The organism is Achromobacter sp. ACM03, assembly GCF_014851665.1.
GTDB classification, from domain to species: Bacteria; Pseudomonadota; Gammaproteobacteria; order Burkholderiales; family Burkholderiaceae_B; genus Achromobacter; species Achromobacter aegrifaciens.
In genome coordinates this window covers 37,048-54,632 of record NZ_JACVAD010000001.1, presented here as the reverse complement: position 1 = coordinate 54,632, position 17,585 = coordinate 37,048, and the positions used below count along the sequence as shown (strand labels likewise).

The 17,585-nt window shown below is 66.8% G+C and carries 15 protein-coding genes; 8 read left to right on the top strand and 7 right to left on the bottom strand.

All coding sequences use genetic code 11. The features are described 5' to 3' along the window. Positions 1-30: 30 nt before the first annotated feature. Positions 31-1,269, top strand: coding sequence for an ABC transporter substrate-binding protein (locus IB257_RS00240; RefSeq protein WP_054453748.1), 1,239 nt, complete (start codon positions 31-33; stop codon positions 1,267-1,269). A 34-nt stretch (positions 1,270-1,303) separates the two neighbouring features. Here IB257_RS00240 and IB257_RS00235 read toward each other — a convergent pair whose 3' ends face one another. Then, positions 1,304-2,566, bottom strand: a complete 1,263-nt coding sequence (locus IB257_RS00235; RefSeq protein ID WP_192491694.1) for a Zn-dependent hydrolase — start codon at positions 2,564-2,566, stop codon at positions 1,304-1,306. 11 nt (positions 2,567-2,577) lie between these two features. Next, on the bottom strand, positions 2,578-3,933 hold the full coding sequence (locus IB257_RS00230; RefSeq protein ID WP_125473084.1) for a dihydroorotase family protein: 1,356 nt from the start codon (positions 3,931-3,933) through the stop codon (positions 2,578-2,580). Between the two features lie 99 nt (positions 3,934-4,032). Between IB257_RS00230 and IB257_RS00225 the strand changes: the two genes are divergently transcribed. The 6 genes from IB257_RS00225 (at position 4,033) to hutH (ending at position 12,298) form a co-directional block, all read left to right on the top strand. Continuing rightward, on the top strand, positions 4,033-4,923 hold the full coding sequence (locus IB257_RS00225; protein WP_054459123.1) for a LysR family transcriptional regulator: 891 nt from the start codon (positions 4,033-4,035) through the stop codon (positions 4,921-4,923). Between the two features lie 219 nt (positions 4,924-5,142). Continuing rightward, entirely contained in the window at positions 5,143-6,234 is a 1,092-nt protein-coding gene (locus IB257_RS00220; protein ID WP_175182222.1) for a DUF917 domain-containing protein, read from the top strand. A gap of 10 nt (positions 6,235-6,244) precedes the next feature. Next, positions 6,245-7,921 carry a urocanate hydratase gene (locus IB257_RS00215; protein ID WP_192491693.1) on the top strand — a complete coding sequence of 559 codons (1,677 nt, stop codon included), beginning with the start codon at positions 6,245-6,247 and terminating at the stop codon, positions 7,919-7,921. A 120-nt stretch (positions 7,922-8,041) separates the two neighbouring features. Further along, a complete protein-coding gene (locus IB257_RS00210) occupies positions 8,042-9,382 on the top strand; it encodes an MFS transporter (RefSeq protein WP_054459118.1) in 1,341 nt (446 codons plus the stop codon). Then, a complete protein-coding gene (locus IB257_RS00205) occupies positions 9,375-10,454 on the top strand; it encodes an MBL fold metallo-hydrolase (protein ID WP_175182220.1) in 1,080 nt (359 codons plus the stop codon). Before IB257_RS00210 ends, IB257_RS00205 begins: the two co-directional genes overlap by 8 nt. A gap of 107 nt (positions 10,455-10,561) precedes the next feature. Continuing rightward, positions 10,562-12,298, top strand: coding sequence for a histidine ammonia-lyase (gene hutH / locus IB257_RS00200; RefSeq protein ID WP_192354113.1), 1,737 nt, complete (start codon positions 10,562-10,564; stop codon positions 12,296-12,298). Positions 12,299-12,309: 11 nt separating this feature from the next. Here the strand turns inward: hutH and IB257_RS00195 are convergent, their stop codons facing one another. From IB257_RS00195 to IB257_RS00180, 4 genes are all read right to left on the bottom strand, one after another. Then, positions 12,310-12,903: a 2-hydroxychromene-2-carboxylate isomerase gene (locus IB257_RS00195; protein ID WP_119451794.1), complete on the bottom strand. Its 594-nt coding sequence runs from the start codon at positions 12,901-12,903 to the stop codon at positions 12,310-12,312. Continuing rightward, on the bottom strand, positions 12,900-14,237 hold the full coding sequence (locus tag IB257_RS00190) for an MFS transporter (protein WP_082401350.1): 1,338 nt from the start codon (positions 14,235-14,237) through the stop codon (positions 12,900-12,902). Before IB257_RS00190 ends, IB257_RS00195 begins: the two co-directional genes overlap by 4 nt. Positions 14,238-14,282: 45 nt before the next feature. Next, the gene (locus IB257_RS00185; RefSeq protein WP_054459111.1) at positions 14,283-15,068 is read right to left on the bottom strand and encodes an aldolase; all 786 of its coding nucleotides are present in this window, start codon (positions 15,066-15,068) and stop codon (positions 14,283-14,285) included. A 130-nt stretch (positions 15,069-15,198) separates the two neighbouring features. Next, a complete protein-coding gene (locus tag IB257_RS00180; RefSeq protein ID WP_119451795.1) occupies positions 15,199-16,074 on the bottom strand; it encodes a LysR family transcriptional regulator in 876 nt (291 codons plus the stop codon). 149 nt (positions 16,075-16,223) lie between these two features. Between IB257_RS00180 and IB257_RS00175 the strand changes: the two genes are divergently transcribed. After that, a complete protein-coding gene (locus IB257_RS00175; protein WP_175163618.1) occupies positions 16,224-16,667 on the top strand; it encodes an NUDIX hydrolase in 444 nt (147 codons plus the stop codon). 4 nt (positions 16,668-16,671) lie between these two features. Here the strand turns inward: IB257_RS00175 and gcvA are convergent, their stop codons facing one another. Next, positions 16,672-17,568 carry a transcriptional regulator GcvA gene (gene gcvA / locus IB257_RS00170; protein WP_175163620.1) on the bottom strand — a complete coding sequence of 299 codons (897 nt, stop codon included), beginning with the start codon at positions 17,566-17,568 and terminating at the stop codon, positions 16,672-16,674. Positions 17,569-17,585 lie beyond the last annotated feature (17 nt).

Below are 17,585 nucleotides of genomic sequence, written 5' to 3'. Positions count from 1 at the left end.
GAACAAGATCCGGCATAAAGGAGACCCACCATGAAATGCCGTAGAACCCCCCGGATTTCCCTGAAGTTGCGCAGCACGCTAGCCCTGTTATCCGCCTTTGCCGCCGCGCCCTGCGCCATGGCGCAGGCGATCTCCGACGACGTGGTCCGCCTGGGCCTGATCCTGGACATGAGCGGCGTGTACGCCGACGTCACGGGCAAAGGCAGCGCGACCGCCGCCGAAATGGCCATCGCCGACTTCGGCGGCAAGGTGCTGGGCAAGAAGATCGACCTGATGGTGGTGGACCACCAGAACAAGGCCGACATCGCCGCCGCCAAGGCACGCGAGTGGTACGACACCCAGAAGGTCGACGCCATCATGGACGTGGCCGGCTCCGCCCCCGCGCTGGCCGTGCTGGAAGTGGCGCGCGAGAAAAAGAAGATCGTGGTGTTCAGCGGACCCGGCACCGAGCGCATCACCAACGACCTGTGCTCGCCCTATTCCGTGCACTACACCTACGACACCTGGTCGCTGGCCAACACCACGGCGCGCGCCACGGTCGAGCAAGGCGGCAAGAGCTGGTATTTCCTGACGGCCGACTACGCTTTCGGCCACACCTTGCAAGCGTCCGCCACCGAAGTCGTCAAGGCCAACGGCGGCACCGTGCTGGGCGCATCGCGCCACCCGCTGGGCTCCAGCGACTTCGCCTCGTACCTGCTGCAGGCCCAGGCCAGCCGCGCGCAGATCGTGGGCCTGGCCAACGCCGGCGGCGACACGGTCAACGCCATCAAGGCCGCCAGCGAATTCGGGCTGACCAAGGGCGGCCAGAAAATGGCCGGGCTGCTGCTCTACATCAATGACATCCACGCCATCGGCCTGGACGCCGCCGCCGGATTGACGCTGACCGAGGCCTTCTACTGGGACATGAACGACCAGACCCGGGCCTGGTCCCAGCGCTACTACGACAAGCTCAAGAAAATGCCCAACATGAGCCAGGCCGGCACCTACTCGTCGGTGATGCACTACCTGAAGGCGGTGCAGGCAGCCGGCACCGACGAGCCCACGGCGGTGATGAAGCAGATGAAGTCCATGCCCATCAACGACTTCTTCGCCACCAACGGCCGCATCCGCGAGGACGGCCGCATGGTGCATGACATGTACCTGTTCGAAGTCAAGAAGCCGTCCGAGTCCAAGCGGCCCTGGGACTACTACAAGCTGGTGGCCACCCTGCCCGGCGACCAGGCCTTCATGCCGCTGTCGCGCTCGTCCTGCCCGCTGGTGAAGAAGTAGCGGTGACGCGGGCGCCCGGTGGGCGCCCGCCATGTCATGCCCGCAGCTTGCGGTCCAGTTCCAGCACCGACTGGTACAGCACGCGGGTGCCATCCAGCAGCTGCGCGGGTTCGATCCACTCTTCCGGACAGTGGCTGCGGCCGTTCAGGCAGGGGATGAAGATCATGCCGATGGGGCCGGTGGGCGCCATGTAGACCGCGTCGTGGCCCGCGCCGCTGGGCAGGCGCATGGAGGCGTAGCCGAGCTGGTCGGCGGCGGCCTGCACCGCGTCCATCACCAACGGCGTGCAGTCCGTCGGCCGCGCGCGGCTTAGCTGCGTGAAGCTTGCGGACAGGCGCAGCGCGGTCAGGTCGGTGGCCACGCCGGCCATCAGCGTTTCCGGGAAGGCGTCCAGCACGGCATCGCTGTCGCTGCGCATTTCCAGCGTCAGCTCGACCCGGCCTGGCACCGCGTTGGCGGCGTTCGGCGTCATGGACAACCGGCCCACGGTGGCGACCACGTAATGCGGATTGCCGCTGGCGGCGCTGGCCTGACGGTGGGCGGCATCGATGATGCGGGCCGCGCCCACCAGGGCGTCGCGGCGGATGTCCATGGGCGTGGTGCCGGCATGATCCGGCTGGCCTTCCACCGTGATCAGCACGCGGCGGATGCCGACGATGTTGGTGACCACGCCGATAGGCAGGCCGCGGCTTTCCAGCACCGGGCCTTGTTCGATATGCAGTTCGACGAACGCCGCGGTGCCGTCAGGGCCGCGCAGCGGCGCGCCCAGCGCCGAGGGGTCGCCGCCGATGCGGGCGATGCCGGCCGCGAGCGTCTCGCCTTCGGGATTGCGGGCCGCCAGCATGTCGGGCGTCAGCTGGCCACAGAGCGCGCGGCTGCCGACGCAGGAAATGCCATAGTCGCTGGGCTCCTCGGACAGGAAGTCGATGACCTCGAAGGGATGTTCCAGCTGCACGCCTTGCTCGCGCAAGGTGTGGGCCACTTCGATGCCGGCCAGCACGCCGATGATGCCGTCGAAACGGCCCCCGGCCATCACGGTGTCGCAATGCGAGCCGGTGGCGATGGGCTTGCGCGCGGGATCGCGCCCGGCCAGCGTGCCTATCAGGTTGCCGCCGGCATCCAGGCGGGTCGCCAGGCCCGCGGCCTCGAATTCGCTGCGCAGCCAGGCGCGGGCCTCGTCGAACAACGGCGAGAACGCGCGGCGCGTCCAGGGGACGTCGGGCAGGGTGAAACGGGAAAGGGTTTCGACGCGGGCCCAGAGGCGCTCGGCGTTCAGGGGAGGAAACTGCACAGACATTGCCGTTTCCCTCAGGCCTGGCGCGGACGCAGGAAGCGGCCGTCGCCCTTCTGATTGACGATGCCCTTGCCATCGTAGACCTGCTGGCCGCGGCACCAGGTGCCCGCGACGCGCACGGTGAACTCGCGGCCTTCGAACGAACTCCATTGCACCGCCGACAGGCTGGTAGACGGATCGAAGGCATAACGTTCCGGCTTGAGGATGACGATGTCGGCGTCCTTGCCCACCTCCAACGAGCCCTTGCGGTCATCCAGCAGGAAGTGCTGCGCGGGGTTGCGGCTCAGTTGGCGCACCACCATGGACGGCGCGATGCCATGCTCTTCGCAGCCGGTCCAGAAAGCGGGCAACAGCGTTTCCAGGCCCGGGCCGCCGGACGAGTTCTTGAATACGTTCGGATTCTGCTTGCGCTCCAGGCCCCAGCTGACATGGTCCGACGACACGAAGGTGCATTCGTCCTTGGCGATATGGGTCCAGAGCAGGTCGACCTCGGCCTTGGGACGGATCGGCGGATAGTGCTTGGTCTTCGCGCCGAAGCGGCGGGTGTGCTCTTCGTGGTTCAGCATCAGATACTGCACGCAGGTTTCGATGCTGGCGCGATGGCCGTTGCGGCGGTACATGTTGCAGATCTCGAAACCGCGGGAAGTCGACACGTGTACCGCATGGGCGCGCGCGCCGGTTTCGGCGCCGATCTCATAGATCAGCGCCGTCGCCAGGTTCTCGATCAGCGGCGTATGCGCGCGCATGAACGCGTCCCAGCCGGTGTCGTCGGCCTCGACCAGCCGCGCGATGTTCTTGCGGGTCAGTTCCTGCATCTGGTTGTGCACGCCGCAAACCAGTCCGGATGGAGCGATCAGGCGGAAGGCTGCGTACAGATCGTCTTCCTCGATGCGGGGAAATCGGCCCGGGGTCGCTTCGAAGGTCGAAAACTTGAAGGCGCATACGCCGCCTTCGATAAGCCCCGCCGCGGCCGCCACGCCGTGCTGGGTGTTCAGGGTGCCGAACAGCGCCACGTCCACATGGCAATCGCGCTCCACCTCGGCGATCTTGGCGTCGAGCTGCGGACGCGAAGCCACGGGTTCCGGATCGTCGTAGGGCATGTCGACCATGACCGTCACCCCGCCGGCGGCAGCCGCGCGCGATGCCCAGCCCAGTCCTTCCTGGTTCAGCTGGCTGCCCGAATGCACCTGGCCGTCGACCACGCCGGGCACGATCCACTGGCCCCGCGCATCCACGCTGTCGCGGCCCGCGGGGGCCTCGCCAGCGCCGCGCGCCGCGACCTTGCCGTCCCTGACCGCCAGCCAGCCGTCCATCACCACGCCATCCGGGTCGACGATGTTGCCGCGCACCACCAAATCGAAATCGCTCATGACCGCTTCCATCCTGTGTTGAGTGCAGGCAGTGTAGGAGCGGCCATCCAAAACGTCTTATGCTTATATGTGCGTGAGAATTAACATCAGGTTAAGCATATGAAATTGAATCTGCGGCAGATCGAAGTCTTCCGGGCCATCATGCTCAGCGGCTCCATCAGCGGCGCATCCAAGCTGCTGTTTGTTTCGCAGCCCGCGGTCAGCCGGCTGATCGCCTATACGGAGCAGCGCCTGGGCTTGATGCTGTTCCAGCGCATCAAGGGCCGGCTGTACCCCACCCCTGAGGCCCACCGGCTGTTCGTGGAGGTCACGGCGCTGTACCAGAACGTGCAGCGCGTGAACGAGGTCGCCGAAAACCTTGCGGAGAACCGCGAAGGCCAACTGCGGCTGTCGTGCAGCCCCAGCCTCGGCCAGTCCCTGCTGCCCCGCGCGATCGCGCAGTTCCGGCGGCAATTCCCGGAAGTGCGCATCGTCCTGCAAACCTTGATCCCCACGGTGATGCAGCAATCGCTGTTGACGCAACAGGTGGAACTGGGCGTGGCCTACATGCCGGTGGAACACCCCAGCCTGGCGTGGCAGCCGCTGTATGAAAACCAGATCGTGGCGGTGCTGCCCAAAGGGCATCCGCTGGCGGCGCGCGGCCGCGTGACGGTGCACGATCTGGCCGAAGAGCCGCTGATCGGTTACAGCGCGGACATTCCCTTCGGCATGTTGATCAACAAGCTGTTCGGCGGCGAACATGCACAACCCGAACCGCGCATCGAGGTCCAGCAGGCGCACGTCGCCTGCGCCCTGGTCCAAGCTGGCGCAGGCGTGGCGCTGGTGGACGAGATTACGGTAGCCGGGCCGATCTGGTCGGAAGTGGTGACCCTGCCGATCATCGGCACCGTGAACGCGCCGGTCAATGTGTTTCATCTCGCGCTCCAGCCCCTGTCCCGGCTGGCGCTAGCCTTCATCGACGTGCTCCACAAGCTCGACCAGCGCGGCTGAATCAGCCCGGCGCCTCGATCACGCGCCTAGGGGATATCCCTCAGACCCTTTTCCCGCTGCCCAACCGCTCCGCTATGAGCGCGTCCAGCAATTAACATCATGTTATGTACAAAGCATAAAAGGTAATACGACATTATCAGGGCTGCTTCCTATGATCCCCCGTCCATCCCGCAACCGTTGCGGGAATCATTGAAATGAGCAACCGGGAGGAAAGGCGTCATGGGAAGAATTTTGACGATGCAAGATGTCGAGGCTGCGGTTCGGGGCGGGTCGGTATTCGCCTGCGGCGGAGGCGGCTGGGCCGAGCATGGGCGTGAGCTGGGCTCGCTTGCCGTCACCATAGGCCGCCCTGAACTGGTAACCATGGATGAGGTGCCGGACGACGCCTGGATCGCCACGGCGGCCGCGATTGGCGCGCCGGGCGGGCTCACCGACTGGCAAATGCTGGGCATCGACTACGTCAAGGCCGCGCAACGGCTGCAGGACGCGCTCGGAGAGCGGATCTACGGGCTGATCATCGGCCAGAACGGCATGTCCAGCACGCTGAACGGCTGGCTGCCTTCGGCCGTGCTGGGAACCAAGGTCGTCGACGCCGTCGGCGACATCCGCGCCCACCCCACCGGCGACATGGGTTCGCTGGGATTGGCGGGCAGCCCGGAACCGATGATCCAGTGCGCGGTGGGTGGCAACCGCGCCAGCAATTCCTATATGGAGCTGACCGTCCATGGCGCCACCGGCAAGGTATCGCCGGTGCTGCGCAAGGCGGCCGACATGGCGGGCGGCTTCATCGCCAGCTGCCGCAACCCCATACGCGCTTCCTATGTGCGCCGCCATGCAGCGCTGGGCGGCATCAGCAAGGCCCTGGCGCTGGGCGAGGCCATCATCGCCGCACAAGCGCGCGGCGGCAGCGCGGTCATCGACGCGATCTGCAAAGCCACGCAGGGCGAGATCATCGCTTCCGGCAAGGTGGTGCGCAATACGCTGCGCTACACCGACGAAGCCTTCGACATCGGCACCGTCGAAATCGGCGAAGGCGCCTCCAAGCGCGTCATCCATGTGATGAACGAACACATGGCGGTGACCGACGGCCAGGGAGAACGGGTGGCCTGCTATCCGGATGTGATCACCACGCTGGACAGCGACGGCAACCCCGTCAGCGCGGGCAAGCTACGCGAGGGCCTGCAAGTCAGCGTGCTGCACGTGCAGAAGCAACACATCCCCCTGTCTTCCAGTGTGACGGATCCTTCCGTCTATCCCATCGTGGAAAAGGCGCTGGGCATGAACTTCACCGACTACGCATTGGCATCCTGAGGTAAACGGCGTGAAACGAGAATTCAACATCCCCGGCGGCAACACCCTGCGCTGCAAAGGCTGGCGCCAGGAAGCGCTGCTGCGCCTGCTGGAAAACGTGCTGGCGGTGGGCGAAGACCCGGCCAACCTGGTGGTCTACGCCGCGCTGGGCCGGGCCGCGCGCGACTGGCCCGCGCATGACGCCATGGTGCAGGCCCTGATGGAACTGGAGGAGGACCAGACCCTCATCGTCCAGTCGGGCAAACCCATAGGCGTGCTGCGCACGCATCCGCAAGCGCCGATCGTGATCATGGCTAACTGCAACATGGTCGGCCAGTGGGCGCATGCCGAGAACTTCTACCAGATGGAACGCGACAACCTGATCTGCTGGGGCGGACTGACGGCGGGCGACTGGCAGTACATCGGCTCGCAAGGCGTGATCCAGGGCACCTATGAGATCTTCTCGCGCATCGCTGAACGCCACTTCGACAACGATCTGCGGGGACGCTTCATCCTGACGGCGGGCATGGGCGGCATGGGCGGCGCGCAGCCGCTGGCCGGCCGCATGGCGAATGCCGCCATCCTCACGGTGGAGATCAACCCCGAGCGCATCGAAAAACGCATCAAGGCAGGCTTTCTTGAACGGCGCGCCGACACCCTGGACGAAGCCCTGGAGTTGATCCAGGCGGCACAGGCCCGCCGCGAACCCGTTTCGGTCGGCCTGTTGGGCAATGCCGCGGACGTCTACCCCGAAATCCTGGCCCGCGGCATCGTGCCCGATATCGTCACCGACCAGACCTCGGCGCACGACCTGGTCTACGGCTACATTCCCGCCGGGCATACGCTCGAACAGGTGGCCGACATGCGCCGCAGCGACGTGCCTGGGCTGATGGACGCCAGCCGCGCCTCCATCGTCCGCCACGTCACCGCGATGCTGGGATTCAAGGACCGCGGTTCGATCGTCTTCGACAACGGCAACCTGATCCGCACCCATGCGAAACAGGGCGGCGTCGAGCGCGCGTTCGAAATCCCGGTTTTCACCGAGGCGTTCCTGCGGCCCCTGTTCGCGCGCGCCATCGGTCCGTTCCGCTGGATCGCGCTGTCCAACGACGCGGACGACATCCGCAAGATCGACGACTTCCTGCTGCAACGTTTCCCGGACAACTTCATCGTGTCCAACTGGATCCGGCTGGCGCGCAAGGAAGTGCCGTTCGAGGGCCTGCCCGCGCGCATCGCCTGGCTCGGCCACGGCGAGCGTACCGAGCTGGCGCTGGAAGTGAACCGGATGGTGCGCGAAGGCGTGCTGAGCGGGCCCGTGGCCTTCACACGCGACCACCTGGACGCCGGCGCCATGGCCCATCCGAACATCATGACGGAAAACATGCGCGACGGCTCCGACGCCATCGCCGACTGGCCGTTGCTCAATGCCATGATCAATTGCTCGTCCAGCGCCGACCTGGTGGCGATCCATTCGGGCGGCGGCGGATACAGCGGCTACATGACCAGCGCCGGCGTAACCGTGGTGGCGGACGGCACCGAGGCCGCCGACCAGCGCCTGCGCCTGTCGATGACCAACGACACGGCCAGCGGCGTACTGCGCTATGCGGATGCGGGCTACGAAGACGCGCTGGACGAAGTGCGCAAGAAGAACATCGCACGAATCGACACCACCCGATACAGCCACAACAGCCCTGGACAGAGCGACTAGCGACCGTGGGCGGCACGATGCTTGAAGGCGTGCGCGTGCCGCCGCAGGGCCAAGGGGCGGCGGTTCATTTTCAGTTTATTCAGAGCGTGCTCCAAGCACGCATGATTCCAGGGGAAAGCAATGAAAGACATCACGATCAATCCGGGAGCCGGAGCTCCACCCGGCCGTCCGGCGCATCAGGCCACGGCGCAGGAGCGCAGCGGCCGCAAGGCAGTGATTGCCGCGTCGGCCGGCAATGCCCTCGAATGGTATGACTTCACCGTCTATGCCCTCTTCGCTGTCTACATCGGACAGAACTTTTTCCACAACTCCGATCCCACCGTGCAACTGATGGCCTCGTTCCTGGCCTTCGGCCTGGGCTTCGTGGTGCGTCCCCTGGGCGCGTTGGTGCTGGGTTCCTATGGCGACCGCGCCGGCCGCAAGGCGGCATTGACCCTGACCATCATGCTGATGGCCGTGGGCACGCTGCTGATCGCGGCAGCTCCGCCGTATGCCGCGATCGGCGTGGGCGCCCCGCTGCTGATCGTCTGCGGCCGCGTGCTGCAAGGTTTCTCTGCCGGCGGCGAGGTCGGCGGCGCCACCGCCTTCCTGGTCGAACATGCGCCAGAGGGCAAACGCGGCCAGTATGCCTCGTGGCTGCAGGCCAGCATGGGCATCTCCAACCTGCTGGGCGCGCTGGTGGCGACCTTGGTCACCACGCTGCTGACCGAACAACAGGTGGGCGAATGGGGCTGGCGCGTGCCGTTCATCATCGGGCTGGCGATCGCGCCGGTGGGTCTGTGGATGCGCCGGGCGCTGGACGAAACGCCGCATTTCCGCGAGGAACAGGCGCGCCAGGAGCGCCAGGGCGACCACGTCAAGGCGCCGCTGCTGGCGGTCCTGCGTAACTACCCCAAGGAGCTTCTGACCGGCCTGTGCATGTCGGTGCTGTGGGCGGTCGGCCCCTACGCGCTGATCATCTTCATGCCCATTTATGTGCAGAAATCGCTGGGCTTCTCCAGTTCACAGGCCTTCACGGCGGCGCTCGTGGGCAATCTGTTTCTGATCGGCGGTTGCGTATTTTCCGGCACGCTGTCGGACCGCTACGGGCGCCGCACCGTTCTGCGCGCAGCGGCGCTGATCCTGCTGATCGCCGTCTACCCGCTGATGATGTGGCTGAAGGCGACACACACCCTGGGCGCACTCATCGTGGTGCAATCGCTGTTCTGCCTGATGGTGGCGATGTACGTGGGCGTGGCCCCCGCGGCCTTGTCGGAAGTGTTTCCCACGGCAGTCCGGTCTTCGGGCATGTCCCTGTCGTACAACACGGCGGTCACGGTGCTGGGCGGATTCGCGCCCGCCATTCTTACCTGGATCACCTACACCACGGGCGTGGCGTTTGCGCCCGCGCTCTACGTGATGGGCGCCTGCGTGGTCGCACTGGTGGCGCTGACCCTTCTTCCGCAGGGCCGCCATGTTTGACGCGCGCAAGACATGGATCGCAGCCGCCGCCCTGACCCTGGCCGGCTTTTGTTCGGCGCCGTTCGCGGCTGAACCGCCCGGCTCGGCCGAGCTGGTGCTCCTGGGGGTCGCCGGCGGCCCGACCTGGTACGGGGATGACTCGCCGCACGGAATATCCTCGGCCGTACTGGTGGATGGCAAGGCCTACGTCGTCGACCTGGGCTCGGGCGCCTATCGCCAGTTGCGCCGCGCGGGCGTCAAGCCCGGCTCGGAGCAGGCCGTCTTCCTGACGCATCTGCATACCGACCACATCATCGATCTGGCCAACCTGCTCATGTATGACCCCAGCGCCCGCCGCCGCGCCAAGGCATCGATGCAGATTTACGGGCCTGGCCGGCGCGGCGCGCTGCCGCCGCTCGCGCCTGGCATGAAGGACGCCCCCGTGATCCACTCGGAGAATCCTTCCGCGGGGACTCGCGACCTGGTCGAATCGGTCATTGCCGGCATGTCGGCCGATCTGAACATCCGGGTGCGCAGCGAAGGCGTGCCGGACATCCGGCAGTTCTTCCAGGCGCACGACATCGAGGTTCCGGACGGCGTGGTCAAGGACCCCAACACCGACCCGGCCCCGCCGATGGACCCGTTCCCCGTCTGGCAGGACGAGCGCGTCAAGGTCAGCGCCATCCTGGTTCCGCACGGGCTGGTGTATCCCAATTTCGCCTACCGTTTCGACACCAAGGCGGGTTCCGTGGTGTTCTCCGGCGATACCGCGGTCAGCGAAAACCTGATCAAGCTGGCCCGCGGCGCGGACTTCCTGGTGCACGAGGCGATCGATCCGGCCTGGGTCGACCACATCGTCGGCGCCAAGCCCTGGGATGCCCGCCAGCAAGCGTTGGCCCGCCAACTGCTGGAAGCCCACACCACGCCGCAACAGGTCGGCGAAGTCGCCACCCGCGCTGGCGTCAAGACGCTGGTGCTGTCGCACCTGGTCCCGGGCGACGCCCCGGCGGAGCATTGGCTCCAGGCACGGCAGACCTTCCAGGGACCGGTAGTGCTGGGACAGGACCTGCTGCGCCTGCCCCTCGGTCCCTAACGCCCGACCCACCCCCATTTGCACGCTTTCCTCCGCGGACCGCCAGTCGGTCCGCGGGGCGCGCCGCATCCACAGCATCCGTAGCTTCCGTCATGCCAGGAGTCGCAATGCCCACGCTGAACTCACCGTTCTCCCCTACCCGCCTCCATGGCGCACTCATCCGCCGTTCACTGGGCGCCGCCCTGCTCGGCGCCTTGCTCTGGCCATTGGCCGCCACCGCAGCCGCCTGCGCGCCAGTCGAGCTGGACGGCCGCTCGCTGACCCTGGCGCAGATCGAATCCGTGGCCAGGCAAGGCTGCCGCGTGACGGTGGCCGATGACGCAATGCAGCGGGCGGAACGCTCCTATGAGCTGCTGCTGGCGTATGCCCGGTTGGACCGCCCGGTGTACGGATTGAACCGGGGCGTGGGTCTGAACAAGGACCAGACCATATTCCAGGGCGGCGCGATTTCGCCCGAGGTCCGCAAGCTGTCGGAGCAGTTCAACCGCAACCTGCTGCGCTCGCACAGCGCCGCCTACGGCAGCGAGGCGCCCCAGGAAGTCACGCGGGCCGCGATGCTCATCCGGCTGAACACGGCCCTGTTCGGCGGCGCCGGATTGCAGCCTGCCGTGCTGCGCCAGTACGCCGAGTTTCTCAATCGCGGCGTGACCCCCGTCATGTTCGGCGAGGGCTCGGTCGGGCAGGCCGACATTACGATTCTTCCGCAGATCGGACTGGCGATGATGGGCGAAGGCCAGGCCTACTACGGCGGTCAGCGCCTGCCCGCGTCGCAGGCATTGCGTCAGGCGGGCCTGACGCCGATACAACCCTTCGGCAAAGACGCGCTGGCCATCGTCAGTTCCAATGCCTATGGCGCCGCCGTCGCGTCGCTGGCGGCGTTGGACGCCGCCAGGCTGCTTTCCCAGGCCGATGCGGTCGCCGCGCTGTCGCTTGAAGGGCTGGACGGCAACCTCGCTCCGCTGTTGTCCGCGTCCCAGGCCCAACGCCCGTATGACGGACAGGTAAGCACGGCCCAACATATCCTCACGCTGTTGCGTGGCAGCTCGCTGTGGCGGCAGGACCCGAAACGCGCGCTGCAGGATCCGTTGAGCTTTCGCACGGTGAGCCAGGCCCATGGGGCCGCCCGGGACATGCTGGAGCTGCTGCAGCGACAACTGCTGCTGCAGATCAATAGTTCCGACGACAACCCTACCGTGGCGCTGGATGCCCGGCCCGCAAGCGATGCCCAGCCTTATGAATTGCAGTTCTACGTCACGCAGGGTCCAGTCCAGGGCGCCGTGATTCCCAACGCCGGATTCGATCCCAGCGCCTGGGCGCTGCCCTTGCAGAGCATGGGCGTGGCCTTGTCACAGGTGGCCCAGTTGTCGGCGCAGCGCACGCTTCGGTTGACCGATACGGCGTTCACCGGGCTGCCGCGGTTTCTCAGCCCGGGCAATGGCTCGATCGGATATGGCCCGATCCAGAAAACCGTCTCGTCGCTTGCCGCCGAGATACGGGTACTGGCGCTGCCGATCGCCACCGATGTGCAGCCCCAGGCCGGCAATATCGAAGACGTGGGGACCAATGCCCCCGCCACGGGCCGCAGAGTGGCCGCTCAGATCGACCGGCTGACCACCCTGCTCGCGGTGGAACTGATGCACGCCGCCCAGGCGGTGGACTTGCGCGTGGCCAAGCATCCCGATTTCGCCGTCGGGACAGGCACTGGTGCGTTGCGGCATGACTTCCGCGAGCGCGTCCCCTACATGAAGGAAGACCGCCGCAACGACGAAGACATCGTCGTTGCGGCCGATTTCCTGGCTCACTCCAGGCAGCAGCAGCCGGCAGCGGCCTCTACGGCGCGCTGACGCCTCCCAGCCTACGCCGCCACCGCCTCCTCCAGCATCTCCAGCCGGTCCTGCCCCCAGAACACTTCGCCCCGGTACACATACGACGGCGATCCGAACACCCCAGCCGCGACCGCGTCGTTGGTGTTGCGGCGGTAGACGGCCTCGATGCCGGGCTCGGCCGCCGCGGCCAGCAGCGCCGGAGCGTCCAGCCCCTGCTGTGCCAGGATGGCGCGCAGGGTGGCCTCGTCGGAGATGTCCTGCTCGTCGCACCACTCCGCTTTCAGGATCGCCTTGTACAGCGCCGCCACCGGCAGGCCGGCATGGTCCGCCGCGATGACGATGCGCGAAGCCAGGCTGGCATCCGGGCACATATAGGCCGGTTGCGGATTGACGCGGATGTCCAGCTTGCGGCACCAGCGCGCCAGCTCCGTCACGCGGTAAGCCTGGCGCTCAGGTGCGCGCAGGCCCAGCAGGATGCCGCCGGTGCGGGCGTAGACCTCGGGCAGGTCCACCGGCAGGTAGCGGATCACCGCCTGCTGGCGCGCCGCCAGCGCCTCCAGCCTGTCGGCGCCGAGGTAGGCCCAGTCGGAGTTCATCCAGAAGTAATAGTCGATGGTCTTCATGGCGTCCTCAGGTTGGCGCGGGCCGGCACCCGCAAGGCCGCAACCGCAGGCGCCTCGCTGCGCATCAGCCAGGCGCTGAACAGGGCGATCACACCCAGGATGCTCAGGTACCACACCACGTACTGGGGATCGCCCCCGCCCTTGGCCAGCAGCCAGGTCGCCACGATGGGCGCCAGGCCGCCGCCGATGGCGCCGGACACCTGTACCGCCAGCGATATGCCCGTGTAGCGCACCTCGGCCGGGAACTGGCTGGAGAACAAGGTGCCTTCCGGCCCATAGAGGCAAGCGTAGACCAGGCCGACCGCCAGGCAAACCGCCAGGATGATCCAGCCCGTGTCCCGCGTGCCCAGCAGATGGAAGAACACCGGCGCGCACGCCAGGATGCCCAGGGTGCCGGCCATGAACACCCACTTGTGCCCGATCTTGTCGCCCAGCATGCCGAACAGCGGCATGGTGAACAGCGCCACGGCCGCGCCCCAGATCGTGGCGTCCAGCATCACGGAACGCGCAATGCCCAGCGTGCCCGTGGCGTAGGCCAGCGAGAACGTCACCACGGTATAGAACCAGGTCACTTCCGCCAGCCTTGCGCCCACCACCACCAGCAGCGCGCGGCGATGGTGCTTCAGGACTTCCGCCACCGGCACTTCGACCTTGGCGCCCTTCTCTTTCATCTGCTCGAAGTCTGGCGACTCGGCCACCTTGACCCGGATGAACCAGCCCACCAGCAGCAGAACCACGCTGGCCAGGAAAGGCAGGCGCCAGCCCCAGGCCAGCATGTCGGCCTCGGGCAAGGTCGCGACCGCCCCCATCGCCAGCGACGACAGGATCAGGCCCGGCGCCACGCCGGCTTGCGGCAGGCTGCCGAAAAAGCCCTTCTTGCCATCCGGCGCATGCTCCACCGCCATCAGCACTGCCCCGCCCCATTCGCCGCCGACCGCGATGCCTTGCAGGAAGCGCATCAGCACCAGCAGCACCGCGGCCCAGTAGCCGATCTGTTCATAGGAAGGGATCAGTCCGATCAGGATGGTGGGCACGCCCATCAGCAACAGGGTGATCAGCAGCATGGATTTACGGCCGATCTTGTCGCCGTAGTGGCCGAAGATCACGCCGCCCAGCGGCCGCGCGAAAAAGCCCACGGAATAGGTGGCGAACGCCGCCAGCGTGCCCGTCAGCGGATCGAAGGAAGGAAAGAAGATCTTGTTGAAAATCAGCGCGGCAGCGGTGCCGTAAAGGAAAAAGTCGTACCACTCGATGGTGGTGCCCATCATGCTGGCCAGTCCGGCCGTCACGTAATCGCGGCGCGAGCGCGCAGCCGCAGGCTTGGTCGTCATCATCATGACTCCCCGAAAAAAGTTCTGGAGGAATGGGGCTGCGCGGTATCAGGCGGCGGGCAGCGGCAAGGGCGCAATGCCATGCGTCTGCCGGGCCCAGTAATTGAACGTCGCATTGACGATCGAGGGCTTGAGCAGATAGTCGTGCGCTTCGCGCGCCAGCGCGTCGTCCACCGGCGTCAGCGGGCCGAAGGCCTGCGCGCGGATCTGCATGCGCGCCGCGCGTTCCAGGTAGACCGACAGGTAGGTCGCCTCTTCGCAAGACACGCCGGCCGTCAGGTAGCCGTGATGCGCCAGGATGATGGCGCGCTTCTTGCCCAGCGCGCCGGAGATGATCACCCCTTCCTGGTCAGCGATCGGCACGCCTGGCCATTCCCCCAGGAAGGCGCAGTCGTCGTGCAAGGGCGTCATGTCCATCTGCGAGATCACCAGCGGCTGGCGCGCCGCGGCCAGCGCCGAGGCCCACGGCGAATGCGTGTGGATGATGGATTGCACGTCGGGCCGCGCTTCGTATACCCACAGGTGAAAGCGGGTGGCCGGGTTGGCCATGCCCTCGCCCGTCAGCGTGTGCAGGTCGCGGTCCACTTCGATGAAATCGGCCGGCGTGGCTTCGTCAAAGCCCAGCCCGAAGCGCAGGGTCCAGTAGGCCCCCGGGCGCTGCGAACGCACGCTGATCTGGCCGGCGAGCCCGGCTTCCTGCTCGGTCATGGCCAGGATGCGACAGGCATAGGCCATGGTTTCCTGGATGCTGCGCGGCACGGCGCGCAGATGGTGCGCCATTTCCTGCGTGGCGCGGGTGTCGAAATAGGATTTCTCTCGTAATGCGGTGCTCATGTCTTCCCCTGTGTAATGCCCGCGCCATCGGCGCCACCGGACGCCGCGCGAGGTATGCACAGTATGGAAAGCCATGCGCAATACAGCCATGCAGCCACGGTCATAGCTGCTATTCGACCCGCCAGGCCGGCTATTGCGCCGCGATGCGGTGGGCGACGGCCAGCAGCTCGCTCACCAGCGGCAGGGGCTGGCGGTTGGCCAGCGTGATGGCGACCACGCGCCGCCGCAAGATGGGGCTCTGGACCCGGACCTTGCGCAGGCCGTACTCGGTCAGCAGCTTGTCGGGGATGCGGGATGGCAGGATACAGGCGCCCACGCCCGAGGACACCAGCTTGAGCATGGCGTCTATGGTTTCGGCCTCGGCCACGAACTCCGGCTCCAGCCCCGCGCTATGGATCATCTTGCGCAGCGCATAATGCGGCGGAAAGCCCACCAGCCGCAGGTCCATGCCGGCCAGGTCGACGTCGTCCTGCATGGGCACGTCGCCGCGCACGATCAGGCACATGTCGTCATCGAACAGGGTGGCCGACGCCAGGTTGTCCGAAGCCACAGCCGCGTCGTAGACGAAGCCCACGTCCGCCTTGCCGCTCTCCACCAGCGCCACCACCTCGGGCGAACTGCGGCCCATTACGGACAGGTTCACGTGTTCATGGCTGCTGACGAAACTGGCCACCACTTCTGCCATGAAGTAGTAACTGAGCGTATGCACGGTGGCCAGCCGGACCGTGCCCTGCGTCACGCCTTCGCGCTGGCGCACGGCCTCCAGCACCCGGTCGATGTTCCTGTACGCGGGCTGGATGCCGTCGAACAGCCGCGCGCCGGCCTCGGTCAATTCCACGCCGCGGCCTGTGCGCACGAACAGCGGCTTGCCCACGTGGGCCTCCAGCGCCGCCAGTTGCCGGCTCAGCCCGGACTGGGTCTGGTCCAGGTCCTCCGCAGCACGCGATAGCGATTTGAGTTCCGCGATGCGCAAGAAATAGCGCAACTGCCGGTCCGGTGTATCCATGCTGCCCTCCCGCCCCCTTTTTGATGCGCTCATGCTGGCGCGGTTGACAGTGTGCACCAGCGACCGGTCCGGCACTACGGGGATTTGCGCTAAGGCCGGGTTGGCGTACCCTGGCATACCCAGGCCTCTGCCACGAAAAGGAACCTCGCATGACCGCGTCCCCGCCCCAGCGTCCCATCGCCGCCACCATCGCAGCAGTCGTGCGCGACGGCCGCGTGCTGCTGGTGCAACGCGCCAACCCGCCTGACCAGGGCCGCTGGGCCTTTCCCGGCGGCAAGATCGACGCGGGCGAAGGCGTGCTTGCCGCCGCCGCGCGTGAACTGCTGGAAGAAACCGGCGTGCGCGCGCAACCGCTGCACGTGTTCGACGCGGTGGACGTCTACGACCGCGACGACGCGGGCGCGCTACGCCGCCACTTCATCCTGATCGCGGTGCTGTGCCGCTGGCAATCCGGCGAGCCGGTGGCGGGCGACGATGCCGCCGACGCCCGCTGGGTGCCGCTGGAAGCATTGGACAATCATTCGCTCGCGACCAGCTTCGGCGTGGCCGAACTGGCGCGCAAGGCGGCGGCGCTATCATCGGCCGCGCCGTAGCGTTTCAGGCTGGCTCCCCCAGGCCGCTTTCCAGCAGCCAATCGCGAAACACCCGCGCCTTTTCCGGCATGGCGCCCCTGCCCGGCCACACGAGGTAGTAGCCAAACTCCTCCAGCCAGGCGTCGCCGGCCAGCCGGACCAGGCGTCCAGCAGCCACGTCATCCTGCACCATCGCCACGGGCAGCAGTCCTGCGCCCTGGCCAGCGGCCACGGCCTGCAGCAGCAGGCTGCCATCATCGAACGCGGGCCCACGCGGCATGCCCGCGTCCTCCACGCCCTGCGCCGCAAACCACAGTTGCCAGCCGTTGCGCGCTTCGTCATGCACGCGCGGCCAGCGCAGCAGTTCCCGCGCGCCAGCCGGCATCCCCAGTTTCGCCACCAAGCCGGCCGATGCCACCGGCACGACTTCCACGGTCAGCAGGTGTTCGCTTTGCAATCCCGCATAGCGGCCCAGTCCGTGGCGGATCGCGATGTCCGCGCCGTCCCGGCCGAAGGCCGCCAGCGCGTTGCTGGTGACGAGCTGCAGGTCGATCTCCGGATGGCGGGCATGGAAGTCATGCAATCGAGGGATCAGCCAGGCCGACGCGAAGAACGCGGTGGTGCTGAGGGTGAGCACGCGGCTCTCGGGCGGCTGGGCGACACGGGCGGACGCGGCCAGGATCTGGCGGAAGGCATTGCGCACCGGCGGCAGGTAACCGTGGCCGGCATCCGTCAACTGAATGCCGCGGTTCACGCGCAGAAACAGCGCCACGCCCAGATGCTGCTCCAGCGACTTGATCATCTGGCTGACCGCGCCGGGCGTCACGCATAGCTCCTGCGCCGCGTCCTTCACCGACAGATGGCGGGCCGCGGCTTCAAAGGCGCGCAACGCGTTGAGCGGAGGCAGTCGCGAAGAGCTCATTTCCGAAGAGTTCAATG